20 protein-coding genes and 2 tRNA genes are annotated in these 24,885 nt (G+C 61.3%); 13 read left to right on the plus strand and 9 right to left on the minus strand.

The features are described 5' to 3' along the window. Nucleotides 1–80: 80 nt before the first annotated feature. Genes AC1RTQ_RS20780 through AC1RTQ_RS20790 form a run of 3 tightly spaced genes read right to left on the minus strand, consistent with a single transcriptional unit; the run spans nt 81 to nt 4,026 of the window. On the minus strand, nt 81–539 hold the full coding sequence (locus tag AC1RTQ_RS20780; RefSeq protein WP_492878528.1) for a nuclear transport factor 2 family protein: 459 nt from the start codon (nt 537–539) through the stop codon (nt 81–83). Next, on the minus strand, nt 539–3,022 hold the full coding sequence (locus AC1RTQ_RS20785) for an efflux RND transporter permease subunit (protein WP_492878530.1): 2,484 nt from the start codon (nt 3,020–3,022) through the stop codon (nt 539–541). Before AC1RTQ_RS20785 ends, AC1RTQ_RS20780 begins: the two co-directional genes overlap by 1 nt. Beyond that, the gene (locus AC1RTQ_RS20790; protein WP_492878532.1) at nt 3,019–4,026 is read right to left on the minus strand and encodes a WD40/YVTN/BNR-like repeat-containing protein; all 1,008 of its coding nucleotides are present in this window, start codon (nt 4,024–4,026) and stop codon (nt 3,019–3,021) included. Before AC1RTQ_RS20790 ends, AC1RTQ_RS20785 begins: the two co-directional genes overlap by 4 nt. Before the next feature lie 210 nt (nt 4,027–4,236). On the opposite strand from AC1RTQ_RS20790, the gene AC1RTQ_RS20795 reads away from it, so the two are divergent. The 4 genes from AC1RTQ_RS20795 (at nt 4,237) to AC1RTQ_RS20810 (ending at nt 9,263) form a co-directional block, all read left to right on the plus strand. Beyond that, a complete protein-coding gene (locus AC1RTQ_RS20795) occupies nt 4,237–5,451 on the plus strand; it encodes a thiolase family protein (protein ID WP_492878534.1) in 1,215 nt (404 codons plus the stop codon). A 4-nt stretch (nt 5,452–5,455) separates the two neighbouring features. Next, the gene (locus AC1RTQ_RS20800) at nt 5,456–6,394 is read left to right on the plus strand and encodes a bifunctional OB-fold nucleic acid binding domain-containing protein/MaoC family dehydratase (RefSeq protein WP_492878536.1); all 939 of its coding nucleotides are present in this window, start codon (nt 5,456–5,458) and stop codon (nt 6,392–6,394) included. Nucleotides 6,395–6,745: 351 nt separating this feature from the next. Then, complete coding sequence (locus AC1RTQ_RS20805; protein ID WP_087086098.1) at nt 6,746–6,949, plus strand: hypothetical protein; 204 nt, start codon at nt 6,746–6,748, stop codon at nt 6,947–6,949. A gap of 214 nt (nt 6,950–7,163) precedes the next feature. After that, nucleotides 7,164–9,263 (plus strand): TonB-dependent receptor, encoded by a 2,100-nt coding sequence (locus AC1RTQ_RS20810; RefSeq protein WP_492878538.1) that lies wholly within the window; start codon nt 7,164–7,166, stop codon nt 9,261–9,263. A 187-nt stretch (nt 9,264–9,450) separates the two neighbouring features. Here the strand turns inward: AC1RTQ_RS20810 and tesG are convergent, their stop codons facing one another. The 5 genes from tesG to AC1RTQ_RS20835 all read right to left on the minus strand — a co-directional run bounded on the left by tesG (nt 9,451) and on the right by AC1RTQ_RS20835 (nt 14,159). Then, nucleotides 9,451–10,503 (minus strand): 4-hydroxy-2-oxovalerate aldolase TesG, encoded by a 1,053-nt coding sequence (tesG, locus tag AC1RTQ_RS20815; protein ID WP_302091682.1) that lies wholly within the window; start codon nt 10,501–10,503, stop codon nt 9,451–9,453. A 14-nt stretch (nt 10,504–10,517) separates the two neighbouring features. After that, nucleotides 10,518–11,441: an acetaldehyde dehydrogenase TesF gene (gene tesF, locus AC1RTQ_RS20820; protein WP_302091681.1), complete on the minus strand. Its 924-nt coding sequence runs from the start codon at nt 11,439–11,441 to the stop codon at nt 10,518–10,520. Nucleotides 11,442–11,447: 6 nt separating this feature from the next. Continuing rightward, complete coding sequence (tesE, locus tag AC1RTQ_RS20825; RefSeq protein WP_304349680.1) at nt 11,448–12,242, minus strand: 2-hydroxyhexa-2,4-dienoate hydratase TesE; 795 nt, start codon at nt 12,240–12,242, stop codon at nt 11,448–11,450. Nucleotides 12,243–12,262: 20 nt separating this feature from the next. Next, the gene (locus AC1RTQ_RS20830; RefSeq protein WP_492878542.1) at nt 12,263–13,102 is read right to left on the minus strand and encodes an alpha/beta fold hydrolase; all 840 of its coding nucleotides are present in this window, start codon (nt 13,100–13,102) and stop codon (nt 12,263–12,265) included. 76 nt (nt 13,103–13,178) lie between these two features. Continuing rightward, on the minus strand, nt 13,179–14,159 hold the full coding sequence (locus AC1RTQ_RS20835) for a flavin reductase (RefSeq protein WP_492878544.1): 981 nt from the start codon (nt 14,157–14,159) through the stop codon (nt 13,179–13,181). Nucleotides 14,160–14,447: 288 nt separating this feature from the next. Between AC1RTQ_RS20835 and AC1RTQ_RS20840 the strand changes: the two genes are divergently transcribed. The 9 genes from AC1RTQ_RS20840 (at nt 14,448) to AC1RTQ_RS20880 (ending at nt 23,910) form a co-directional block, all read left to right on the plus strand. After that, nucleotides 14,448–15,635, plus strand: coding sequence for an acyl-CoA dehydrogenase family protein (locus tag AC1RTQ_RS20840; RefSeq protein ID WP_302093114.1), 1,188 nt, complete (start codon nt 14,448–14,450; stop codon nt 15,633–15,635). Nucleotides 15,636–15,740: 105 nt separating this feature from the next. Then, nucleotides 15,741–17,471, plus strand: coding sequence for an FAD-dependent oxidoreductase (locus tag AC1RTQ_RS20845; protein WP_492878547.1), 1,731 nt, complete (start codon nt 15,741–15,743; stop codon nt 17,469–17,471). 15 nt (nt 17,472–17,486) lie between these two features. Beyond that, the gene (locus AC1RTQ_RS20850) at nt 17,487–19,223 is read left to right on the plus strand and encodes an FAD-binding protein (RefSeq protein WP_492878550.1); all 1,737 of its coding nucleotides are present in this window, start codon (nt 17,487–17,489) and stop codon (nt 19,221–19,223) included. A gap of 83 nt (nt 19,224–19,306) precedes the next feature. Beyond that, a complete protein-coding gene (locus AC1RTQ_RS20855) occupies nt 19,307–20,374 on the plus strand; it encodes a 2Fe-2S iron-sulfur cluster-binding protein (RefSeq protein WP_492878552.1) in 1,068 nt (355 codons plus the stop codon). 3 nt (nt 20,375–20,377) lie between these two features. After that, entirely contained in the window at nt 20,378–22,000 is a 1,623-nt protein-coding gene (locus AC1RTQ_RS20860; protein ID WP_492878554.1) for a FadD3 family acyl-CoA ligase, read from the plus strand. A 99-nt stretch (nt 22,001–22,099) separates the two neighbouring features. Then, a tRNA-Gly gene (locus AC1RTQ_RS20865) sits at nt 22,100–22,175 on the plus strand. A 99-nt stretch (nt 22,176–22,274) separates the two neighbouring features. Continuing rightward, nucleotides 22,275–22,363 (plus strand) — tRNA-Leu (locus AC1RTQ_RS20870). 226 nt (nt 22,364–22,589) lie between these two features. After that, a complete protein-coding gene (locus tag AC1RTQ_RS20875) occupies nt 22,590–23,219 on the plus strand; it encodes a DUF6806 family protein (RefSeq protein WP_302091673.1) in 630 nt (209 codons plus the stop codon). A gap of 73 nt (nt 23,220–23,292) precedes the next feature. Continuing rightward, entirely contained in the window at nt 23,293–23,910 is a 618-nt protein-coding gene (locus AC1RTQ_RS20880) for a YgjP-like metallopeptidase domain-containing protein (RefSeq protein ID WP_302091672.1), read from the plus strand. 9 nt (nt 23,911–23,919) lie between these two features. Here AC1RTQ_RS20880 and murI read toward each other — a convergent pair whose 3' ends face one another. Next, on the minus strand, nt 23,920–24,816 hold the full coding sequence (murI, locus tag AC1RTQ_RS20885) for a glutamate racemase (protein WP_492878556.1): 897 nt from the start codon (nt 24,814–24,816) through the stop codon (nt 23,920–23,922). Nucleotides 24,817–24,885 lie beyond the last annotated feature (69 nt).

Here is a 24,885-nt window from a genome sequence, read left to right on the forward strand (position 1 = left end):
GGCTTCTGTCAATTGAGGCGTCCGGAAACAAAAAAGCCGTGCAGCATGGCCGCGCGGCTTGATTGATGGAGTGTGGCCGCTCAGGTTCCGGGCTGCAGCACGGAGCGCTCACCGATCTCAAGCAGCACGGTCATGCTGCGCTTCTGGATGCGCCAGCCTTCGGGCAGCCTTACCCATTCGTCTTCATAGAAGCCGATGGCGTCGTAGCGCAGATGACTGCGCTCGCCCAATCCTTGATGTGCGGCTCGCACCTGAATCCTGCTGAGCGGGCGCTGCGGGTCGCCGGCATCGACTTCCAGATTGCCAAGCAGGTGCTGGGTGGGGCCGCAGCCGTCAAGGTGGGTGCTGATCATGCGGCGGACCTTGGCGACTCCTTCGCAGAGGTAGCTGCCTCCGTAGACCGTGGTGCAGTCAGGTGCGAACACCTGCTGCAGCAAGTCCCAGTTGCGTGTGTCGCAGGCCGTGGCGTAGCGGGTCAGGGTCTGGGCCAGAGCATGTTCAAGAAGAACCTGCTCCAGCGTGCTTGCTGCGGTCTGCATCACACTTTGCCGTTCACGGATGACTGGGGTTCGGGTTTGAGCATGCCGCCCGCATGGCTGACGCCGCCTGCGCTGCCTGCCGCATGGGCATGTCTGGGCTGCTGGTGCAGGCGCTTGACGCGTGCCTTGGCTTCCGCCGCGCCCACATTCAGCCAGTAGGCCATGGCAGGCAGCAGGAAGATCGCTCCCAGCATGTTCACCAGGAACATGAAGGCCAGCAAGATACCCATGTCGGCCTGGAACTTCAGTGCCGAGAACGCCCAGGTGCCCACACCGATGGACATGGTCAGTGCTGTGAAGATGGCGGCGTTGCCACGCTGGCGCATGGCTTCATAGAAGGCCTCGCGCAGCGTGATGTCTCGCTCGCGCAGCTCATGCTGCATGCTCTCGAACAGGTAGATGCCGTAGTCCACGCCCACGCCCACACCCAGGGCCACCACGGGCAGCGTGGGGACCTTCAGGCCAACGCCCAGCAGGGCCATCAAGGCATTGCAGAGTATGGAGACGATGGCCAGGGGCACGACAATGCACAGCACGGCACGCCAGCTGCGGAAGGTCAGCCAGCACAGCAGCGTGATGGCGCCGAAGATGGAGCCCAGCATCTGCACTTCGGCATGTTCCACGGCCTCGTTGGTCGCGACCGCCACGCCGGCGTTGCCGCCAGCCAGCAGGAACTTGACGTTGGGTGTCTTGTCCGCAGCGATGAAGTCATGCACTTCATTGACGACATGGGTCAGCGTGGCGCCTTCGTGGTCCTTGAGGAAGACCTGCAGATTGATGACCTTGCAGCCCTCGGTATTCAGGCCCAGATCGGGAGACAGCGCCTTGGCGCCCGAGCGCAATGCGGCTTCGGTGCGCTGCAGAGCTGCCCAGCGGGGGTTGCCCTCGTTGTTGCTGGAGGCCGCGATCTTGGCCAGACCGGAGACGGTGGAGACCGATTGCACGCCGTCAACCCGGCGCATGCGCGATTCAAAGCGCTCCACGGCGTTCATCACCTGCCAGTTGAGGCAGCCTTCGTCGAGGTTGGAGGTTTCGACGAAGACGGACAGCACGTCCATGCCGATGGAATAGCTGCCGATGATGGTGTCGTTGTCACGGTTGTAGCGCGACTCGGCGCGCAACTCGGGAGCGCCCGTGCCAACGTCACCTGTCAGCAGGTTGCGCGACTCGTAGGTGCCCACCGCCAGCAGCATCAGCGATACCAACAGCGTCAGCATGGCGGGCTTGCCTTCGGCCAGCGCAGACAGTTTCCACCAGATGGGGTTGCGACCGTTGGCGGTGGAGGAGGGGGCTTGCAGCGCCTTTTTTTCCAGACGCAGATTGGCCAGCACCGCAGGCAGGAACACCTTGTTGGTGATGATCATCAGCAGCACGCCCATGCAGGCGGTCACGCCCAGCTCGTGCACGATGGGGATGTCGATCAGCATGATGACCATGAAGCCCAGAGCATTGGTCAGCAGCGCCAGGGATCCGGGAACGGCCAGCTTGCGAATCGCGTTCTCGGCGGCCAGCCTGGAGCTTAGGCCGGCGCGCACATCATGCTTCCAGGCTCCCGTCATCTGCACGGCATGAGAGACACCGATGGAGAAGATCAGAAAGGGAACCAGGATCGACATGGGGTCGATGCCGTAGCCGATCAGCGGCAAAATGCCCAGCAGCCAGATCACGGGCAGCAGTGCCACGGCCAGGCCCACCACAGTGAGGTTGGTGGACTTGGTATACATGCGCAGCATGATGGCGGTGATGACGAATGCAATGGCGAAGAAGGTCATCACGGTGGTCAGGCCGTCCATCACATCACCCAGCACCTTGGAAAAACCAATGATGTGGATGGAGATGTCCTTGCCTTCGAACTTGCTGCGGATCTCTTCCAGGCGCTGCGCCACCTTGTGATAGTCGAGTTTTTCTCCGGTCTTTGGGTCGATTTCGAGCAGGTCGGCGCGCACCATGGCGGACTTCAGGTCGTTGCTGACCAGAGAGCCGATCTGGCCGGACTTGGCCACGTTGGAGCGTACCTGGGCCAGGCCTTGTTCGTTGGCCTCGAAGCGCGAAGGAATCAGCACCTCGCCCACATAGCCGTCTTCGGTGATCTCGATGTACTTGACATTCGGGGTGTACAGCGAATACACCTGACCGCGGTTGACGCCGGGGGTGAAGAAGACCTCGTCCGTCACGCCACGCAGTGCTTCGAGGAATTCCTTGTTGTAGATATCGCCTTGCTGGCCCTTCCATTCCACGCTCACCAGAATGCGGTTGGCGCCCGAGAAGGTGGTTGCATGCTTGAGAAATGCCGTCATGTACTCATGACGCATGGGGATCAACTTGTTGAAGCCCGGATCCAGGTGCGTGCGCATGGCCGAGACAGCCAGCAGTGCCGTGGCAATCAGCGTCAGCACGACTATGGACTTGCTCCACGAGATCAGCCAGCGTGCCGTGGATGCAATAAACCGGTCCAGCCGGTTGGTGGGTTCGCTCAGAGTCATTTGGTCGCTCCTGGGTCAGCCTGGGCGGCTGCCTTGGCTTGTTGTGGAGGGGGAAAGGGCTGCAGGCCTGCGTCGCTGGAGATCCAGCCGCTGTCGGCTCCGGTAAGCACTATGTCGGTCAGGGTGGCGCGGCCCTTGGCGCGTTGCAGGCTGAAGCTCTTGCCGCCGTCCTTGCTCAGGCCGAGCATGCTGCCTTGTCCTACCAGGATGATGGTTCCATCCTTTTCCTGGGCGTGGCCAAAGAAGGAGACCGGAGCCTGAATCGCCGACTTGACCCATTGCGCGCCCGGTGCGGCCTGCACAAAGGCGTTGCCGCGCATGCCATAGATCAGCCAGCCGCCGTCGCGTGTAGCCATGGCGTTGTAGAAGGATCCGTTGTAGAACCCGGGCTCGATCTGCCAGCTGGCGCCGGAGTCCTCGGATTTGATGACCAGGCCGCGCTCGCCCACGATCAGCCAGTGCCTGCCATCTTCGGAGCTGGCAATGCGGTTCATGTGCTTGTCCTCCACCTCCGATGGCAGGGGCAACTGGTCCCAGGTCTGACCGTTATCCTTGGAGGTGATGGCACGACCGAAGGCGCCGACGCTGATCCAGTCGCCGGAAGGAAGGCGCGCGATCGACATCAGAGGCTCTCCGTTTTCCTGGGAGAAAGCGACTTCCTCCCAGGTGCTGCCGCCGTCCTTGGTGCGCAGAATCCAGCCTTCGTGGCCAACGGCAAAGCCGGATTTCTTGTCGGGAGCAAAAGCCATGCTGACGATGAGCGCCTGACGCTGCTCCTTGAGCTGCGCCTGCTGCCAGTGGGCACCCTTGTCGTCCGAGTACAGGATTTCACCGAGCGCGCCGGCTGTCAGAAGACGATCGCCCACCTGCGTGATGGTGTTGAAATGGCTGCGCTCGACGCCCATGGTGGTTGGCGCTAGCGCAGGCGGTGTGCGGGGCGCAAAGGCGAGCGCTGAGGCAAAGGCCACCAATGCTGCTGCGCCTATACCGACGGCTGTTTTCACGTTGTCTCCTTGTTGATTCGTACACGCTGTGCATGTATTGCAAACACGGGTGCAGGTTCTTGATTTGGAGCCTCAGCAACATCGTCCGAATGGACGTTTGCCCGGAGAATTAGGGGTATGTACGGGGCCGGTTTTTTAGTCTCTACAGACGATGGATTCGGTCTGCTTCATTTACACAATGAATGCACACTTTCTTGGTAAGGGAGACATATGGGTTTGCAAGGAAAAGCGGCGCTGGTTGGCGTCGCGCAGTACAAGCCGCAGAAGTACGCAACGGCGCCGCGCATGTTCCATCTGGAGCAGGTTGCCGACCTGACGCTGCAGGCTCTGGAGGACGCCGGCATGGAGCTGCCCGAGGTGGACGGCCTGATCACGAGCGCCCCGCACTTTCATGAAGCCAGCTGTTTTGTGCCGGCCATGGCCGGCGAGTACCTGGGCGTGCGCCTGAACTTCGCCGAAGTCGTGGACCTGGGAGGGGCCAGCTCCGTGGCCATGGTCTGGCGCGCGGCGGCCGCGATCGAGCTGGGGCTGTGCAACACCGTGGTCTGCGTGCTGCCGTCGCGCATGGCACCGATCTCGGAGCACGACGACCACATCAAGGAAGTCATGAAGGCCAGCCGCTTCGGCGGCCACAGCACCCGCTTTGGAGCGCCCGAGGCCGAGATGGACCTGCCCTATGGCCATATGGCGCAGAACACCGGCTATGCCATGATCGCCCAGCGCTACGGCGCGATCCATGGCTACGACGCGGCCGCTTTGGCGCGCATCAGCGTGGACCAGCGCTTCAACGCCTGCCACAACCCCGATGCCATGTTCTACGGTCAGCCCATCACCGTCGATGACGTGCTGAACTCGCGCATGGTGGCCGACCCTTTGCATGTGCTGGAAATCGTGCTGCCGGCTGCGGGCGGCGGCGCCATGATCGTCACCCGTGCCGACCGTGCCAAAACCACCAGACACCGCCCCGTCAGCATCGTCGGCTGCGGCGAGCATGTGAGCAGCAAGTCGCCCACCTATATGGCCGACATGCTGCAGACCCCCATTGGTCCGGCCTCTGCCAAGGCTTTCGAGATGGCGGGCATGCGCCCTTGCGACATGCATATGGCGCAGATCTATGACTGCTACACGATCACCGTGATGCTGACGCTGGAAGACGCGGGCTTTTGCGAGAAGGGCAAGGGCATGGACTTTCTGCGCAACAACGATTTCACCTTCAAGGGCAACTTCCCCATGAACACCCATGGCGGCCAGCTGAGCTTCGGCCAGTCCGGCACGGCGGGCGGCATGTCACAGGTGATCGAAGCGGTGCACCAGATTCAGGGACGTGCCGGCGACAGGCAGCTGGGTCGCAACGATCTGGCCTATGTGTCCGGAACCGGTGGCGTGATGAGCGAGCAGGGCGCCTTGATCCTGCGGGGAGCATAAGAACATGGCTTGGAACAAACCTCTGCCCCATCCCACGGAAATTTCTGCGCCGTACTGGGAAGGTCTCAAGGCCCACGAAGTGCGCATCCAGCAATGCGATCGTGGACATTCACTGTTTTTCCCGCGCACCCATTGCCCCACTTGCGGATCGCGCACCCTGAAGTGGAGCAAGGTATCGGGCGAGGGAACGCTCTACAGCTTCACCGTGGCGCGCATTCCCACCATGCCCGAGTTCACAGACGAAATGCCTCAGGCCCTGGCCGTGGTCGAACTCCGTGAAGGCGTGCGCATCAACACCACCATGGTCGGCGTGGATCCGGACGCACTGAAGGTGGGCATGGAGGTGCGCGCCGTGTTTGACGAGCGCCCAGGCGAGGTCACCCTGCTGCGCTTTACCGCGCATGGGGGCAGCCATCCGAGCGTCATCAAGGAGGACGCGGTGGCCGAGGCTGCCGTGGTGGAGCAGGCTGTCGCTGCCAAGCGCAAGATCTCCGTCAAGGACATCGAGGCCATGAAGTCGCTGGTGTCCGAGGAGTACAGCCCCTGGTCCAACGAGTTCACCGTGAGCCAGGAAGTCATCAACGAGTTCGCCAGGCTCTCGGGCGATGACTACTGGATTCACACCGATCCCGTGCAGGCGCGTGAGAAAAGCCCGTTCGGAACCACCATTGCCCATGGCGCCCTGGTGCAGGTGCTGGCCAGCCAGCTCAGGATTCCGCTGGACTACGAGGTGGTGGACTTCAACAACATGGTCAACTATGGCTCGGATCGTCTGCGCTTCCCGAGCCCTGTGCCCTCAGGCTGCAAGATCCGTGCACGGGCTCGCATCAAGGCAGTGGAGCAGGTCAAGAGCGGTGTTCAGACGACGATGGAGCTCAACATCCATGTGGTCGGCCAGGATCGTCCTGCAGTCATCAACGATCTGGTGATTCTCTACATGTGATCGCCGCAGCCCGTCCTGTGAGGGCGGGTGTTTCAGTTTCTTCAAGGGTTGGGGCTTTGCGCAGGCAAAGCCCTTTTTTGCGGCCATTCACAGATGGGCTACTGGCTCTGTAGGAATGCGAAAAATATCAGTCAAATTCGCTTTATACCTATGTCTGTAAAGCGCTGGGAGCTATCAAATTTCTGAAACTCTGCTTGGCAGGAGTCAACGCCATGCGATGGCGCCAACGGGGCGTCGATCTGGGGTTGCCACCTAAGTAAATACCTGCTCATCAAAATGGACGATGTTGCGTTTTCCGTGCTGGCCATACTGCAAACCATAAAGGCCATAGAGCCCGCACAGGAGACAAGCATGAAAACCTCTTTTCGCTGGATGAATGCACTTCGCGCAGTGTCGCTGGCTGCTGCGGCACTGGCGCTATACCTGCCCGCGATGAATCTGCCACAGAGTGCTGCAGTGGCGGCGCAGGCGGACTCTGCGCCCAAACTGCCCGCCGGCATCGTGCTCGCCAGTGCCCAGACCTCCTGGAGCGCGGTTTTTGCATCGGGCTATTGAGTCCCGCCAGACCTAGAAGCCTGCGGCTTTTTGCGACCTAGCCGACTTTGATCTCTGGGCGATTTCTGTACTGTAAAGTACACGTAAATGAGACTGATTCTCGATTATGATGCGCACTCTTTTGCACAGCACACAGGTTGTAGCCAATTGATGCCGTAGTCCCTGCGGACGATACCCGCCAAGCCGAATTACAACTCCGTATAACAAGGCATTTATGGCATTGAGGTATTCGCCGCTGGCAGCGGCATTGGGGCTGGCTTTTTCCGGTGCAGCCTGGGCGCAGCAAGCTTCAGAGGTGGTGCTGGACGAAGTACAGGTTCGCAGCGATCTCCAGTCTGATTCGAGCTACAACCCACCCACGGCAACGAGCGCCACCAAGATCGAGGCCCCGCTGCGTGATATTCCTCAGACCGTGAATGTGGTGCCGCAGAGCCTGCTGCGCGACCAGGCCGCGCAGTCCATGCAGGATGCTCTCAAGGCCGTGCCTGGCGTGGGCTTCTCTCATGGTGACGGTCAGCGCGACCAGGTCACCATTCGCGGCTTCTCGGCGATTGCCGATCAGTTTGTGGACGGCTTGCGCGATGACGCGCTGTACTTCCGCGATCTATCCAATATCGAGCAGATCGAAGTGCTCAAGGGCCCGGCCTCGGTGCTGTACGGGCGTGGTTCGTCGGGCGGCCTGATCAATCGCATCACCAAGAAGCCCGGCGTCAATCTCAGCGAAGTGGGGCTGACGCTGGGGCGCTGGAACCAGCGCCGGGGCGAGTTCGACCTGGCCCGCGCGCCCCAAGACGGTGTGGTGTCTTATCGCCTGACCGGAGCCGTGGAGCGCGCCGACAGCTATCGCGACCAGCAGTTTCTGGACCGCAAGGCATTGGCCGCATCGGTGCTGATCCAACCCAGCACCGACACCAGCGTGCTGCTGCAGGCCGACTACCTGAAGGACAGCCGCCTGACGGATTTCGGCATTCCTGCATATCAGGGCAGGCCCGTCAATGTGTCGCCCAGCATCTATTACGGCGCAGCCAATGCCAGGGATGTCGATGTGAGCAGTGCCGAGGTCGCATCGCTGGGTGCGACTCTGAATCACCGCATCAGCGAGAGCTTGTCGCTGCGCAATGCTTTGCGCTACTACGACTATTCGCTGGATAGAAGCAACACGCTTGTGGGCTCGGTCAATGAGAAGGCGATGACGGCATCGCTCACGCGCGGCAATGTGCAGCGCGACGAAAGCGGCTTTTTCAATCAGACCGAGCTGACCCAGAAACTGGAGCTGGCAGGCATGAAGCACCAGCTGCTGTACGGCCTTGAATTCGGCCGCCAGAGCAAGGATCTGCTGTCCTACAGCCGTGCCAATGTGGCAACGGTCTCGCTCTTGAATCCGGTGCTGCCAATCCTGCCTTCGCGCATCGATGGCAAGCCTGCGGCGGACAATCACAGCGTCTTCAAGGTGGCCAGCTTGTATCTGCAGGATCTGGTCTCCATTACTCCGCAGTGGAAGGCTCTGGCGGGGGTGCGCTATGACCGCTTCCAGCAGGACACACATGAGCGACAGCCGGGAAAGCCGGATCTGAGCCGCACGGACACCGCCTGGAGTCCGCGCGTCGGCCTGGTCTATCAGCCCTCGTCTGCATGGTCTTACTACGCTTCCTGGAGCAAGTCCTTCCAGCCCTCGGGCGAAACCTTTGCGCTGGCGGCAAACAATGCGCAACTGGCACCGGAGAAAACGACCAGCCAGGAAGTCGGCGTCAAATGGGATCGGCCGGACGGCAAGGTTTCGGTCACGGCCTCGCTGTTCAAGCTCGAGCGCACCAATATCAAGAGCGTCGACCCTACAAGCAATACCGTGGTGCCTCTGGGTGTGCAGCGTACCAATGGACTGGAGCTGACCTTTGCGGGCGAGATTGCGCCCAGCTGGCAGGTCTGGGCCGGCTATGCCTTCCTTGATGGCGAGATGACCACATCGCCTGCCGTCGATGCCGGCCAGCCGGTTCAGGGCAAGCGACCCACGCTGACGCCCAGGCAAAGTGCCAACCTTTGGGTGACCAAGGCGCTGGGCCACGGTTTCGGTCTGGGTGGGGGGCTGAACTATGTCGGCGCCCGGTTTGCCAATCCTGGCAATACCGTGACCTTGCCAGGCTACACCACGGTGGACGCCATGGCCTACTACCGCATGGGTGTCTGGGATGTGCAGCTCAAGCTCAACAATCTGCTGGATCGTCGCTATATCGTTGCCGGTCATGGCAGCTCGCCCAACCTCAACCTGCCCGGTGCTCCGCGCTCGGCCCAGGTGGTGGCGCGCTATCGCTTCTAGAAGAGGTGTGCCATATGGCCCGGGTCGGCGGGGCTGGACCAGGGCCGCTGCCAGGGATGACGGCCTGGATGAATAGAGGCCTGACGCTCAGGACGATGCCGCAAAAAAGGGTTCAACGGCCGCCCCAAGCAGCCGCTGAACCCGATACAAAGTGGCAAAGAGAATGTGAAGTCGGGCGATCAGGCGATCAGGCAGTCACGGCCACCTTCTGCGCCAGCTTCTGGCGCTCGCGCACCATGGTCAGGGCCGTGTCCTCGATCATGTCTTCCTGGCCGCCCACCATGCCGCGGCGACCCAGCTCCAGCAGCAGCTCGCGTGCCGGGATGCCGTACTTGGCTTCGGCACGCTTGGCAAACAGCAGGAAGCTGCCGTAGACGCCCGCATAGCCCAGGGTCAGCGCGTCGCGGTCGATGCGGATGGGAAAGTCCATCAACGGCACGACCAGATCTTCGGCCACGTCCTGGATCTTGAACACGTCCACGCCGGTTTCAATGCCCATGCGCGCGCACACGGCGACCAGCACTTCCATGGGCGTGTTGCCTGCCCCCGCACCCAGGCCGGCCGCTGCCGCATCGATGCGGTTGGCGCCGGCTTCGATGGCGGCCAGCGAGTTGGCGATGCCCATGGCCAGGTTGTGGTGGCCGTGAAAGCCCAGCTCGGTCTCGGGCTTGAGAGCCTGGCGAACGGCGGCGAGGCGTTCCTTCACGTCATCGGGCAGCATATAGCCGGCCGAGTCCGTGATGTAGATGCAGTTGGCGCCGTAGCCTTCCATCAGCTTGGCCTGCTTGAGCAGACCTTCGGCGCTGTTCATATGCGCCATCATGAGAAAGCCCACGGTGTCCATGCCCATCTTGCGGGCCATGGCGATGTGCTGCTCGGAGACATCGGCCTCGGTGCAATGGGTGGCCACGCGGATGGTGGAGACGCCCAGCTCATGGGCCATCTTCAGGTGGTCGACGGTGCCGATGCCGGGCAGCAGCAGGGCCGAGACCTTGGCCTGCTTCATCAGCGGGATGACGGTGGACAGGTATTCCTCGTCCGTGTGGGCGGGAAAGCCGTAGTTGACCGAGCTGCCGCCCAGGCCGTCGCCATGGGTCACTTCGATCAGCGGAACGCCAGCGGCGTCCAGACCGCAGGCCACGGACTTCATCTGCGCGAGCGTCATCTGGTGGCGCTTGGGGTGCATGCCGTCACGCAGCGTCATGTCGTGAACGGTGATCTTCTTACCTTTGAGGGACATGTTCTTCTCCTGGATCAGACAGCCACAGCGGCTTCGGCCAACTCGAAACGGCCGGCGAGGATTTCTTCGGCAAACATCTCGGCCGTGCGTGCCGCAGCGGCGGTCATGATGTCCAGATTGCCCGCGTACTTGGGCAGGTAGTCGCCCAGGCCTTCGACCTCCATATAGATGGAGACGCGGTTGCCGTCGATCACGGGGCCGTTGACCAGCTTGTAGCCGGGCACGTATTTCTGCACTTCCTTGATCATGGCGTGTACCGAGGCTTCGATCTCGGCAGGCTTGGGCGTATCTACCGTCAGGCAGTGGATGGTGTCGCGCATGATCAGCGGCGGCTCGGCGGGGTTGATGACGATGATGGCCTTGCCCTTTTGCGCACCGCCAATTTGTTCGACAGCGCCCGAGGTGGTGCGCGTGAACTCGTCGATGTTCTTGCGTGTTCCGGGGCCGACCGAGCGGCTCGAGACCGTGGCCACGATCTCGCCGTAGCTCACGGCCTGCACGCGCGAGACAGCAGCCACCATGGGGATGGTGGCCTGGCCGCCGCAGGTGACCATGTTCACGTTCATGGCCTTTTCGGCCACCTTCTCGGCCAGGTTCACGCTGGGCACGCAATAGGGGCCGATGGCAGCGGGCGTCAGGTCGATCATCAGCACGCCCAGTTCATTGAGCTTGCGGCTGTTTTCGGCGTGGACATAGGCGCTGGTGGCGTCGAAGGCGATCTGGATGCCGTCTTCCTTGACAAAGGGCAGCAGGCCGTCCACGCCCTCTGCCGTGGTCTTGATGCCCATTTCGCGGGCGCGCTTGAGGCCGTCGGATTCGGGGTCGATACCGACCATCCACACTGGCTCCAGAATGGCAGAGCGTTGCAGTTTCATGAGCAGGTCGGTGCCGATATTGCCGGGACCGATCAGTGCGCACTTGATTTTCTTTTGCGTCATGGTGTCTTACTCCGTGAATTGAATGGAACAGTGGCCCATGCCCTCAATGACCATCTCGAAGTGGTCACCGGCAGCGGCGGGCACCAGGGGGGCGAGGGAGCCCGAGAGAATCACCTCGCCGGCCTTGAAGGGAATGCCGAAAGCGCCAAGCGTGTTGGCCAGCCAGGCCACGGCTTCGGCCGGGTGACCTTGCACGGCGCTTCCCAGGCCCGAACCTGCGGGCTGGCCGTTCTTGGTCATCTGCATGGCAGCGGCAGCCAGATCCAGCGAGGCTGGATTGGTGTGCTGCTTGCCGATGACAAAGACGCCGCAGGAGGCGTTGTCAGCCACGGTGTCCTGGATCTTGATCTTCCAGTCGTTGATGCGCGAATCGACAATCTCGAAGCAGGGCGCTACCCATTCGGTAGCGGCCAGTACATCTTCCTTGGTCACACCCGGGCCTTGCAGATCCTTGTTGAGCATGAAGGCAATTTCGCCTTCGGCGCGAGGCTGGATCAGACCGGATGCCTTGAGCGAGACGGCAGCGCCGTCTTCATACTCCATGCTGTCGGTCAGAAAACCGAAGTCAGGCTGATGCACATTCAGCATGTCCTGCACGGGCTTGGAGGTAACGCCGATCTTCTTGCCAATCACGCGCTCGCCCGATGCTTCGCGCAGGCGCAGCATGTGCAGGGAGATGTGATAGGCGTCCTCCACCGTCATCTCGGGGTGGCTGTCGGTCAGCGGTGCCAGTGTCTTGGCGGTTCGCAGCGCGTCATACAGGCGCCGGCCTTGCTGTTCGATGAATTGCTTGTCACTCATATTTGTCGCTCGCTGTGGCTTCAACCGTTCTTCATGAAGTCGATGCAAGTGCGATTGAACATCTCGCGATGCTCGACCTGTACCCAGTGGCCGCACTGGTTGACCAGCACCACGCGGCAGTTCTTGATGCCCTTGGCCAGCTTGTCGGCACCGCCCACGGGGTTGAAGGCGTCCTGCATGCCCCAGAAACCCAGCACATTGCACGTCAGATCGGGCAGCTGCTCTGTCATATTGGGGATATACAGTCGCTGGCGCGAGGCTTCGGTCTGGGTCAGGGCAATGGGCGCGCGCTCGTTGATGATCTCCTCGGTCAGCAGGGCCTGGTCCACCACTTGCATGCTCATCACGGCGCGCATGGCTTCGGGGCCGGTCTTGCCCGACTTGTAGACATTGAACATATTGGCAATGCCGGGCATGGCCATATAGGCTTCAAACTCTTCCACACCACCGGGTGCCATGAGGATCAGGCTCTTGACGTCCTCGGGGTACTTGAGCGCATAGCCCAGCGCCACGGCGCCGCCCAGCGAGTTGCCCAGCAGGGTGATGTTTTTCAGGCCCAGTTGCTCCACCAGACCTTTGACGCCGGCGATGAAGAAATCCATGTCGTACTGCCTGGGCTCCTCGGTCTTGGACGAAAGGCCATAACCGAGCAGGTCGGGAACGATGGAGCGAAAGCCGGCCGCCGCAAACTCGGGGTAGTTGCCCTTGAAGTTGCTGTAGCCGCTGGCGCCGGTGCCTGCGCCATGCAGAAAGATCACGGCTTCACCCGAGCCCTGTTCGTGGTAGTGCACGCGCTGGGGATGGCCGGCCACGTTGCCGATGTCCACATATTTGCCTTCTGGAATGGAAAAAATGTTCATCTCTGTTCTTTATGCTTGGAGTGGATAGACGAAGGCTGTCTCCTGCCTTCGAGCGAGAAATCTTGGACGGCGAGGCTTATCGAGCGCTGGCTTGCCATAGCTTGGGCAGGCCGGGGTCGGTGGCGGCAATCGCCTTTTTGAGCAGATTGCGCAGCGTGGCTGCTTCCATCTCGCCAAGGCACGCTATCAAATCGGTTTCCACGGCTTTGGCTGCGGCCAGCACACGCAAGATGGCTTCGTTGCCCTGGGGTGTGAGCTGCAGCGACTCGGCTCGCTCGCGGCTTTCCTCCACCCAGCCTTTGCTGATCAGCGACTGCAGGGCCACGGCTCCGATGTCGGTGCCGGTGTAGGCCATGTGAGATGCAATTTCGGCAAGCGACTGGGGCTGCTGGATGCTCAGCAGCGAGAGCACATAAAAATCGGCATCGGTCATGCCGTAAGCCGCCATGGGCTTGCGCAAGCCGCTCAGGAATTGAAAGTGCGCGCGGCCCATCAGATAGCCGATCAGGTTTTCCGAATAGGCGGTATTGGTGTCTGCTGCAGGTTCGCTGGCCACGGCGTTGGCCTTGCGCGAAGCCAGGGCGTAACCGCCGGTCACGTAGAGCAGGGGAGGGTGCGGGTTGGCGTCGTAGTCGGTCACCTCGCCCACAAAGATGATGTGGTCGCCGCCGTCGTACTGAAATGCGGTCTTGCACCTGAAGCGCGCGCTGCAGTCCTGCAGCAGCGGGGCATGTGCTTCCTCGGAGTCCAGCGGCAGGCCGGAGAACTTGTCTTCGCCGGCACGGGCAAAGCGGTTCGACAGGGCTTCTTGCTCGTTGGAGAGGATGTGCACATTCCAGCTGTCAGCGTTCTGGAACACAGCCAGGCTGCGGGCGTTCTTGGCCAGGCTCCACAAAACCATGGGAGGCTCCAGCGAAACCGAGTTGAAGCTGTTGGCCGTGATACCTACAGGCTCGCCATTCTCGGCACGGGTTGTGACGATGGTGACCCCAGTGCCGAACATGCCCAGGGCGCGGCGGAAGTCTTTGGGGTCGAAGGTTGCTGCAGTGCTTTGCATGGGGTGAATGTCTCCTTGGTGCAAGAGTGCGGCGAACAGGGCTTTTATGAATCCTTCACATGGACTAGCAGCGCAAAGCAGGGCTTGGTGTTTGTCCTAGGTCCAGTGTTTTTGCCGTGCGGGATCAGGCTTTGAGGAAGTCCGCAAACGCCTGCTGCATCGTTAGTCTGATCGGACGATGAACGGAAAATTGCATGGTGAGAGCATTTCTGTCATAGGCGAAAAAGCCTTGCCCACCACACCACAAGCCGTCCGGTGGAGCGGCAACTGGAGAGCTGAATGAACACAATGACAGATAACTACCTCACCCCTGATGCGCTGGCCGTGATCGAGCGTGCCAAGGCCCTGGCGCCCAAGCTGGCGGCACGTGCGCAGCAGGCGGATCGCGAAGGAAAGATCAGCGACGAAACCGTTCAGGAGATGGCTGAGGCGGGTCTGTTCCGTGTGCTGCAGCCCAAGCGCTGGGGAGGGTATGAAATGGATCCCCGTGTGTTCTACAGCGTGCAGATGGAGCTGGCCAAGGGCTGCATGTCCACGGCCTGGATTTACGGGGTGGTCGGCGTTCACCCCTGGCAGTTGGCGCTTTTCCCCGACCAGGCCCAGCAAGATGTGTGGGGCAAGGACAATGGCGTGCGCATCGCCTCGACCTATATGCCGACTGGCAAGGCCGAGCCCGTGGAAGGCGGCTTCAGGTTCAACGGCCGCTGGAGTTTTTCCACCGGCTCCAAGCATTGCGACTGGCTGTTTCTCGGCGGTCTTCTGCCCAAGCGGGATGGCACGCCTGGCCTGGAACATGTGACTTTTCTCGTGCCCAAGGCGGACTACCGCATTGAGGACAACTGGGATGTGCTGGGCCTGCGCGGCACAGGCAGTCATGACATCGTGGTGGAAAACGCTTTTGTCCCGGCACATCGCATCCAGTACACCAACGACCACAGCGATGTGGGCTGCCCCGGTCGCGCAGAGAACACCAGCTGGCTGTTCCGCATCCCCTTTACCCATGTGTTCCAGCGTGCGGTGTCCACTGCCTGCCTGGGCGCGCTGGAAAGCGCCATCGCGTCGTTCACCGAGCGCGCGACGGCGCACGTTGGAAAGCATGGCAACAGGATGGCCGAGGACGTGAACGCCCAGACGGCCGTGACCGAAGCCACGATTGCGCTGGACCAGCTCAAGATGGTGCTGTTCCGCAATTACGCACGCATTGTGGATGCGGCCAAGACTGGTATTCAGCTGACGCTGGAAGAGCGTCTGCTGCAGAGAGCTCAGGCGTCATACGTTCCCAAGCTGACGGGCTTTCATGCCAATGAGCTGATGCGTGCCTGCGCAGCCAGCGGTACCTTCAAGAACAATCCCATCGAGCGCATCTTCCGCGACATCCATCAGGGACGTACCCACATTGCGAACAATACGGATGCCTATGTGCGCGCCTATGGCTCGCATGTGCTGGGCATTCCCAACCAGGAACCTTTTGTCTGATTGAATTCAGGCAGCAAGCTGCGGCAGCGCTCCCATAACGGAGGCTGCCGCCAGCGTGTATTTACGACAGTCCATCCATAAAACAAAGATTGACGGAGACAAGGCATGGCAGAACAAGAATATGACCTGATCGTCGTGGGTTCGGGGGCAGGTGCCCTGTTGGGCGCCATTCGCGCGCAGGAGCAGGGCCTCAAGACTCTGGTGGTGGAGAAGACCGAGCTGTTCGGTGGCACTTCGGCTCTGTCGGGGGGTGGCATCTGGATTCCGCTCAATTACGACCAGAAGACCGCTGGCATCAAAGACGATCTGGAAACTGCATTTGGCTATATGAAGCGCTGTGTGCGCGGCATGGCGACGGACGACCGCGTGCTGGCCTATGTGGAAACCGCGAGCAAGATGGCCGAGTACCTGCGCCAGATCGGCATCCCTTATCGCGCCATGGCCAAGTATGCGGATTACTACCCCCATATCGAAGGCTCCAGGCCCGGTGGCCGCACCATGGACCCGGTGGACTTCAATGCCGCCAGGCTGGGACTGACGGCACTGGAAACCATGCGCCCCGGCCCTCCCGGCAACCAGTTGTTCGGCCGCATGAGCATCAGTGCCTTCGAGGCGCATTCCATGCTCTCGCGCGAGCTCAAGTCGCGCTTCACCATCCTGGGCATCATGCTCAAGTATTTTCTGGACTACCCCTGGCGCAACAAGACCAGGCGCGATCGTCGCATGACGGGCGGTCAGGCGCTGGTGGCAGGCCTGCTGACTGCTGCCAACAAGGCCGGCGTCGAGATGTGGCGCAACTCTCCGCTCAAGGAGCTGGTGCAGGATGCATCGGGCCGCGTGACGGGTGCCATTGTTGAGAGGAATGGTCAGCGCCAGCAGATCAACGCCAGACGTGGCGTGTTGTTGGGTGCAGGCGGTTTTGAGCGCAATCAGGAGATGCGTGACCAGTATCTGAACAAGCCCACCAAGGCTGAGTGGACGGCAACCCCTGTGGGAGGCAATACCGGTGATGCCCACCGGGCCGGTCAGGCCGTGGGCGCACAGCTGGCGCTGATGGACTGGTCCTGGGGCGTACCCACCATGGATGTTCCCAAGGAACCGGCCTTTCGCGGCATTTTCGTGGAGCGCTCGCTGCCGGGGTGCATGGTGGTCAACGACAAGGGGCAGCGCTTCCTCAACGAGTCCGGCCCGTATCCGGAATTCCAGCAGGCCATGCTGGCCGAAAATGCCAAGGGCAATGGCGGTGTGCCTGCATGGATTGTGTTCGACGCCAGCTTCCGCGCGCAAAACCCCATGGGGCCGCTGATGCCAGGCTCGGCCGTGCCGGACAGCAAGGTGCGCAAGAGCTGGCTGAACAATGTCTACTGGAAGGGCGAGACGCTGGAAGATCTGGCGCGCCAGATCGGCGTGGACGCTGCTGGGCTGCAGGACAGTGCGCGTCGCATGACCGAATACGCCAGAGCTGGCAAGGACCTGGACTTTGACCGGGGCGGCAATGTGTTTGACCGCTACTACGGCGATCCGCGTCTCAAGAATCCCAACCTGGGTCCCATCGAGAAAGGTCCGTTCTACGCCATGCGTCTGTGGCCCGGTGAGATCGGCACCAAGGGGGGGCTGCTGACCGACAGGGAAGGCCGTGTGCTCGACACGCAAGGCAGGACCATCGAGGGGCTGTATTGCGTGGGCAACAACTCCGCCTCCGTCATGGGGCCGGCCTACGCTGGCGCTGGTTCCACCCTGGGGCCGGCCATGACGTTTGCCTTCCGCGCCGTGGCTGACATGGTAGGCAAACCCTTGCCTCTCGAGAACCCGCATCTGCTGGGCAAGACGGTTTGACCAGGAGGCGCAGAGATGTCCAATGTCAAAAAGCATGTCAGCACCATCAATCCTGTGGGTGCAGTCCTGGATGTGGGGTCGGCCGATGAGGTTCAGTGGTCCGATGCCAGCGATGTAGTGGTGGTTGGCTGGGGAGGGGCAGGTGCCAGTGCAGCGATTGAGGCGCGCGAGCAGGGGGCAGAAGTTCTTGTGATCGAGCGCTTCAGCGGTGGCGGCGCCAGTGTGCTGTCGGGCGGTGTGGTCTATGCCGGTGGCGGTACCCGCTACCAGAAGGAAGCCGGCTTCGAGGATTCACCCGAAGCCATGACTGCCTACCTCAAGCATGAGGTCAATGGTGTGGTCAGTGACGAGACTCTGGCTCGCTTCAGCCGCGACAGTGTGACCAACCTGAACTGGCTGGAAAAGCAGGGCGCTACTTTTGCGTCGACCATGCCTGCGTACAAGACCTCCTATCCGGCCGATGGCATGTATCTGTACTACTCGGGCAACGAGGTGGTGCCCGCCTACGGCAACCCGCAACTGCTCAAGAAGCCCCCACCGCGCGGTCATCGCGTGGTGGCCAAGGGGCAGTCGGGAGCGACGTTCTTTGCCGCGCTGCAAAAATCCACATTGGCGCACGGAGCCCGCGCATTGACGCAGGCACGTGTCCAGCGCCTGGTGCGCGAGAAGGACAGTGGCCGTGTATTGGGCGTGGAGGTGATGGTGTTGCCCGAAGGCGATCCACGTACCGAACGCCACAAGAAGCTCGATGAGCTGGTGGCCAAGTGGCGCCTGTATCAGGCGCCGCGTGCCCAGGCGGGTCGTCGTGAAGCTGCGCAGATCGAGAGCGAGATCGGCGAGAAGCGCTACATCCGTGCCCGCAAAGGGGTGGTGCTGTCCACTGGCGGCTATATCTTCAATTCGGAATTGCTGGAGCGGCATGCGCCGGCTTACAAGCCCGGCTGGCTGACCGGTGCTGCGGGCTGCGATGGCTCTGGTCTGCGGCTGGGGCAATCCGTGGGAGGGATCGCCCAGGATCTGAACAATATCTCGGCCTGGCGCTTCATCACGCCACCCTCGGTCTGGCCCAAGGGTCTGGTGGTCAACACCCAAGGCGAGCGCTTTTGCAATGAGCAGGTCTACGGCGCCAAGCTCGGCTACGAGATGATGGAGAAGCAGGGGGGGCAGGCTTGGCTCATCATTGATAGCAAGCTGCGCAGGCAGGCTGCGTGGCAGTGCCTGTTTGGCGGTTTGTGGGCCTTCCAGTCCATGCCCGCGCTGGCGCTGATGTACAAGGTCGCGATCAAGGGCAAATCCGTCGCCGACCTGGCCAAAAAGCTTCGCATGGATGCAGCAGTGCTGCAACTGCAGTTCGATCGTGCCAATGCCGCTGCACGCGGTGAGATCGAAGACCCGTTGGGCAAGTCCCAGGACATGCGCCATGAGTTCAAGGATGGCTCGCTGTTTGCCATCGATATCTCCATCAGCCAGAAGATGTTCCCGCTGGCCGTCCTGAGCCTGGGGGGGCTCAAGGTCAACGAGGACAACGGTGCAGTGATCGACGGCGCCGGCCATGACATTCCCGGGTTGTATGCCGCGGGGCGTACCGCCATTGGTGTGGCTTCCTCGCGTTACGTGAGCGGCTTGTCTCTGGCCGACTGCGTGTTCTCGGGCCGCCGAGCGGGCAAGGCGGCTGCACTGCAAAGGGGCGAGTCCCCTGCTGCCCAGGTAGTGTGCCCGCAGGCAGGCGCTGTGGAGAGCGTCAGTTCCTGACCCCGTGGATTGGGGACGATCTTGTGCCGGGGCGCCAGTGCAAGGTTGCACAAAAAGAGTGAGTGAGTAAGGGGTAAGAAGAAATGAGCAGTGAAGCCACAACAACCGCATCGCGGTATCACCCGCTGCGCGTGCGCGCGGTGATCGACGAGACGCACGATACCAAGTCAATTGTGTTTGAGGTGCCGGAGGCCCTGGCTGAGCAATTCAGCTATCGTCCCGGCCAGTTTCTGACCCTGCGACTGCCTATCGAGGGCCGCTATGTGCCTCGCTGCTACTCCATGTCCAGTGCCCCGGTGCTCGACGATGCCTTGCGGGTGACTGTCAAGCGCGTCGACAAGGGACGAGGTTCCAACTGGGTTTGCGACAGGGTTCAGGTGGGTGATTCCGTTGAGCTGATGCCTCCCTCGGGCCTGTTCTCGCCCCGGAATCTGTCTCAGAACTTTTTGCTGCTGGCCGGTGGCAGCGGAATTACACCGGTGTTCTCCATCTTGCGCACTGTTCTCAAGCAGCATCAGGGCAACGTGGTGCTGTTCTATGCCAACCGCGACGAGCGTTCGGTCATCTTCAAGAAGGACCTGCAGCAGCTGGCGGCCGAGTATCCGGATCGCCTGCAGGTCCTTCACTGGCTGGACTCCGTGCAAGGCGCGCCTTCGCAAAAGCAGCTCGCAGCCTGGGCCTCGCCCTGGGTGGTCGATGCAGGCCAGGCCTTTATCTGCGGGCCGGGTCCCTTCATGGATGCCGCACAGGCCGCGTTGATCGAGGCCGGCATGCCTGTCGAGCAGGTACATGTGGAGCGCTTTGTCTCTTTGCCTGACGAGGAGACTCTGCAGTTGATGCAAGAGGCAACTGTTCCCGTGGAGGCTGCTGTCGACCAAGCCCTGGTGCAGCTGCGTCTGGACGGCCAGGAATACGAATTCAGCTGCAGTGGCACGGAGACCATTCTGGAGGCCGGACTGCGCGCCGGCATCAATGTGCCCTACTCCTGTCAGGCCGGCATGTGCGCATCCTGCATGTGCCAGGTGCAGGACGGCAGCGTACATCTGCGACACAACGAAGTGCTGGATGCCAAGGATCTGTCCAAGAAGTGGACGCTTGCCTGTCAATCCGTGCCCACCAGCGAGAAGCTGCGCGTCAAATTTCCGGAGTAACTTATGTCAAAACCCAACCAGAACGCGATGCCCGAGTCCTCGCTGACCTTGCCCGGCATGCTGGCTGACGTGGTCAGCCGCTTTGCCGGTCGCGCGGCGATTGTCGAAAACGGCAAGTCCATCAGCTATGCCCAGCTGCAGCAGCTGAGCCGCCTGGCCGCACGTGCCTTGATGAGTCTGGGTGTGCAGGCTGGCGACCGTGTGGCTCTGTGGGCACCGAATCTCAGCGAGTGGATCGTTGCCGCCTGCGGTGTGCATGCTGCCGGCGGCGTGCTGGTGCCCCTGAACACCCGCATGAAGGGCGCCGAGGCTGCCGATATTCTCGAGCGCAGCCGTGCCAGGGTGCTGGTGTGCGTGGGTGACTTCCTGAACAACTACTACCCGGATCTGCTGAGTGGCCTGCGTCCTGTCACACTGCAGCAGGTGGTGGTACTTGGTGACAAGGTGTTGCCCAGTGCAGACCTGAGCTGGGCGCAGTTCATGGCCAGGGCCGAGGACACCAGCGACCAGGCCCAGCAGCAGCGCGAATCCCGGATCAAGCCCGACGATACGGCCGATCTGATGTTTACCTCGGGCACCACGGGACGCCCCAAGGGGGTGATGTGCGCGCACCGCCCGACGATCCTGGCTTTCAAGGCCTGGTCGGATGTGGTGGGTTTGACCGAAGGCAGCCGATACCTGATCGTCAATCCGTTCTTTCACACCTTCGGCTACAAGGCAGGCTGGGTGGCTGCCCTGCTGCAGGGCTCTACCGTCTATCCCGAGCAGGTGTTTGATGCGCAGGCCATCTTGCATCGCATCGAGAGCGACCGTATCAGCTTCCTGCCCGGGCCGCCTACCTTGTTCCTGTCCATGCTGGCGCATCCCGGGCTCAAGAATTTCGATCTGAGTTCGCTGAAGTCCTCCGTGACCGGTGCTTCCACAGTACCTCCCATTCTCATCAGGCGCATGCGCGAGGAACTGGGCATCATGAATGTCACCACGGCCTACGGCCTGACGGAGTGCGGTGGTTGTGCCACGCTCTGCGAGCCCTCCGACAATGTGGAAACCGTGGCCAACACCTGCGGCAAGGCCCTGCCAGGGACCGAGGTGCGCTGTGTGGACGAGCAAGGACAGCCTGTTGCCCCAGGCGAAGCGGGGGAGGTGCTGCTGCGCGGCTATCACATCATGCAGGGCTACTTCGAGGATGAAAAGGCCACGGCGGAAACCATTGATGCCGATGGCTGGTTGCATACCGGCGATGTGGGCGTGCTTGACGAGCGCGGCTATCTGCGTATTACCGACCGCCTCAAGGATATGTTCATCGTGGGCGGCTTCAACTGCTACCCCGCAGAAATCGAGCGCATGCTATCCAACCACCCCGAGGTGGCGCAGGTTGCCGTGGTCGGCGTGGCCGATGAGCGCATGGGCGAGGTAGGCTGCGCCTGCGTGGTGACATGCAACGGGGTGACACTGGATCAGGAGGCCTTCATCGCCTGGTGCCGCGCCAATATGGCCAACTACAAGGTGCCGCGCTTTGTCCTCCAGCTCGAGGGCCTGCCCGTCAATGCCTCCAACAAGGTGCAAAAGCGCGATCTGCTGCAGATCGTCAAGAGTCGCCTCGCACCTGTTTTACAGCCGGCCTGAACTGGACTATCTGAAAAAGCCTTACGGTTTTCGAAAACCGACCCAAAATCATGGCTATAATTCGTGTCTGCTCTGAAAGGCGAACGGCTTTTCAGAAACGCGGGAATAGCTCAGTTGGTAGAGCGATACCTTGCCAAGGTATAGGTCGACGGTTCGAACCCGTTTTCCCGCTCCAGATTTCGAAAAGGGAAGCAAAAGCTTCCCTTTTTTATTGCGTTGGTCGCATGGCTGATGCAATACTTCTCGCTGGCGCACAGCGCCGGTTGTGAAGTGGGCCCCGATGGTGAAATTGGTAGACACTGCAGACTTAAAATCTGCCGCTTTTAACGAAGCGTACCGGTTCGATTCCGGTTCGGGGCACCAGAATTGAAAAGCCTGCTATATCTTGTGTAGCGGGCTTTTTTATTTGTGACTTGAGTAGCCGTTGCTCCCCGCAGTCTTGCTGAAGGTGGGAAAATTCAGCCACTGCGATGCCGTAGGGCCGTGGGCGTCAAGGCTTGCCAAGGTGCTTGGAAAAGTCCTGGCTTCGATGCAATATGGCTTGCAGTTCTGTCATGCTGACGAGGCCTGCACTCCCAGAGAAAAAAAGATGTCTAGTTACAACGCTGCTTTTGAAATTCATGTCCACGGACAGGTTCTGCTCCGTGCTGATGTTACGTATGAGCAGCTGCAAGATGCATTGCGTCCCTTGTGGGCCTATGCTGGTGCGCGCTCATTGACTGACGGCGAGGGAAGTCTCTATGAAGAAGAGCCCGGCATTCAGTTCGACGCCAAGGAGCATCTGCTGCAGATGTGCTGGACCGTGCGTGGTGACGATGACTTCCGCCAGGCCCTGGACGATATGTGCATGGGGCTCAACGAGCTGGCCGAGCAGGGCGCGCCCATCGAGGTGACCTTCTACGACACCGAGTTCGACGAGGAAGAAGCTCCTGCCGAGGCGCAAAGCCGCGATGACTTCCTGATGCTGTTTGTCGGTCCCAATCCCGCAGCCATCATGCAGGTGCAGCGCGATCTGCTGGTGCAGGATGTCATCAACATGATGGAGCGTCACTTTGACGGCGCAGAGCTCGGCGGAGTGGTGCAGGAGATCGACAAGCTGTTCTCGCAGCGCTTCGAAGCCCTGGTCAGCTCGCTGGAGCTGGGCAAGCCACCACGGGGTGGATCGGGGGGCTCGGCCTCCGGTCATGGCGGCAATCGCCGCCCGCGCCATCTGCATTGATTCATCGGTCATTCGCCGTCAAAGCCCTCTGTGCTGCAGTCCCGAGACTGTGGCGGAGGGCTTGTCTTTTGTCATGAAGCCCATTCCTACCCCCAAGTATTCAGGAGCCGTGGTCGAGCAGCTGCGCAAGGGCAGGGCTGCGCGCGCCAGCATGGGTGAAGAAGGGGTGAGTGCATCTGTGCCGCTGGCATTGCCCTATCTCTCGGGCTACGCGCCATCGCTGCAGAATCAGGTGCGCGACTGGCTGCTCGCGGGCAAGGCCGGTGAGTGGCTGCTGCGCAAATATCCGCAGGCCCACGCGGTTCGCACGGACAGGGCGCTATATGACTATGTCGATGCGCTCAAGGCCCAGTATTTGCGCAATGCAGGCCAATTGCACAAGGTGGCCTATGACAGCAGGATTCATGTGGTGCGCAATGCTCTGGGTCTGCATACGCGGCGTGCGATTGTGCACGGCGGCAGGCTCAATGCCCGGCACGAGATTCATGTGGCGGCCATGTTCAAGCAGGCGCCAGATGCCTTTTTGCGCATGATTTGCGTGCATGAGCTGGCGCATATCCGCATCATGGATCACGACAAGGCTTTCTATCAGTTATGCACGCATATGGAGTCTGATTACCACCAGTTGGAGTTCGATGTGCGTTTTTATCTCAGTTATCTGGACCAGGGCGGCCAGCAGCTCTGGATCTGATTGCGCAGATCAGGCGAGGGTGGGCACTGTGCTGGGCGAGCACACGTTGACGGCCTGGCTGCAGTCGACGGGCAGATCCAGCCAACGCTGGGCCGCAGCTTGCATGGCCGTCAGGCGGCCGGTTGTCATGAGCTGAATCTGATCGGCCTGGGCCAGCTGCAGCGATCCATCGGTCTCGGCTCCCAGCAGATTGCGCTGCTCCAGCATGCGTCGGGTCTGGCGTGCCACGGGGGCACCCGTGTCCAGGAACTGAATATCGGGCCCCAGCAGGGCACGCAAATCGTCCTTGACAAACACATAGTGGGTACAGCCCAGCACCAGCGTATCCATCTGCCCTGTCTTAAGGCCGAAACTCCCTAAAGCGCTTGTGTACTTTGCGCACAGCGCTCTGATCTCCGTGGCGCTTGCATCCTCGGGCAATGCCTGCTCCGTGCTTTGCTCGATCGCCCTGGCCAGGCCGTCGCAGGCTTGGAGGTGAAACTCGGCGCGCTGGCCATGCTCCGAGACCAGGCGCGCCACGCGCTGGCTGGAGATGGTGCCCCGGGTGGCCATCACGCCCACATGATGGGTCTGGCTGGAAAAAGAGGCTGGTTTGATGGCCGGTTCCACGCCAATGACGGGCAGTTGCGGAAGGCGCTCGCGCAACAGCTCCACGGCTGCAGCGGTGGCGGTATTGCAGGCAACCACGAGAATCTTGATGTCGTGCCGCTCCAGCAGGTACTTTGCAATGGCCAAGCTGCGCTCCTGCACAAACGCATCGCCGCGTGCATCGCCATAGGGTGCATTGCCGCTGTCGGCCAGATAGACAAATTGCTCGTGCGGCAACTCATGGCGCAGTGCCTGCAGCACACTGAGACCGCCCACACCGCTATCAAAAATACCGATGGGGGAGTGAGGAGTAGGCATGGTGCAAGAGGTAGGTGGAGGCGATGGTGCGGTCGTCAGTATGCGCCGCTTTGCGTGCCGGCGGCGCTT

Source organism: Comamonas sp. GW821-FHT11H03 (genome assembly GCF_058807955.1).

Coding starts and splice junctions, on each gene's coding strand:
- AC1RTQ_RS20780 (WP_492878528.1), bottom strand. CDS start 539: ATGCAGACCGCAGCAAGCACGCTGGAGCAGGTTCTTCTTGAACATGCT.
- AC1RTQ_RS20785 (WP_492878530.1), bottom strand. CDS start 3,022: ATGACTCTGAGCGAACCCACCAACCGGCTGGACCGGTTTATTGCATCC.
- AC1RTQ_RS20795 (WP_492878534.1), top strand. CDS start 4,237: ATGGGTTTGCAAGGAAAAGCGGCGCTGGTTGGCGTCGCGCAGTACAAG.
- AC1RTQ_RS20800 (WP_492878536.1), top strand. CDS start 5,456: ATGGCTTGGAACAAACCTCTGCCCCATCCCACGGAAATTTCTGCGCCG.
- AC1RTQ_RS20805 (WP_087086098.1), top strand. CDS start 6,746: ATGAAAACCTCTTTTCGCTGGATGAATGCACTTCGCGCAGTGTCGCTG.
- AC1RTQ_RS20810 (WP_492878538.1), top strand. CDS start 7,164: ATGGCATTGAGGTATTCGCCGCTGGCAGCGGCATTGGGGCTGGCTTTT.
- tesG (WP_302091682.1), bottom strand. CDS start 10,503: ATGTCCCTCAAAGGTAAGAAGATCACCGTTCACGACATGACGCTGCGT.
- tesF (WP_302091681.1), bottom strand. CDS start 11,441: ATGACGCAAAAGAAAATCAAGTGCGCACTGATCGGTCCCGGCAATATC.
- tesE (WP_304349680.1), bottom strand. CDS start 12,242: ATGAGTGACAAGCAATTCATCGAACAGCAAGGCCGGCGCCTGTATGAC.
- AC1RTQ_RS20830 (WP_492878542.1), bottom strand. CDS start 13,102: ATGAACATTTTTTCCATTCCAGAAGGCAAATATGTGGACATCGGCAAC.
- AC1RTQ_RS20835 (WP_492878544.1), bottom strand. CDS start 14,159: ATGCAAAGCACTGCAGCAACCTTCGACCCCAAAGACTTCCGCCGCGCC.
- AC1RTQ_RS20840 (WP_302093114.1), top strand. CDS start 14,448: ATGACAGATAACTACCTCACCCCTGATGCGCTGGCCGTGATCGAGCGT.
- AC1RTQ_RS20845 (WP_492878547.1), top strand. CDS start 15,741: ATGGCAGAACAAGAATATGACCTGATCGTCGTGGGTTCGGGGGCAGGT.
- AC1RTQ_RS20850 (WP_492878550.1), top strand. CDS start 17,487: ATGTCCAATGTCAAAAAGCATGTCAGCACCATCAATCCTGTGGGTGCA.
- AC1RTQ_RS20855 (WP_492878552.1), top strand. CDS start 19,307: ATGAGCAGTGAAGCCACAACAACCGCATCGCGGTATCACCCGCTGCGC.
- AC1RTQ_RS20860 (WP_492878554.1), top strand. CDS start 20,378: ATGTCAAAACCCAACCAGAACGCGATGCCCGAGTCCTCGCTGACCTTG.
- AC1RTQ_RS20875 (WP_302091673.1), top strand. CDS start 22,590: ATGTCTAGTTACAACGCTGCTTTTGAAATTCATGTCCACGGACAGGTT.
- AC1RTQ_RS20880 (WP_302091672.1), top strand. CDS start 23,293: ATGAAGCCCATTCCTACCCCCAAGTATTCAGGAGCCGTGGTCGAGCAG.
- murI (WP_492878556.1), bottom strand. CDS start 24,816: ATGCCTACTCCTCACTCCCCCATCGGTATTTTTGATAGCGGTGTGGGC.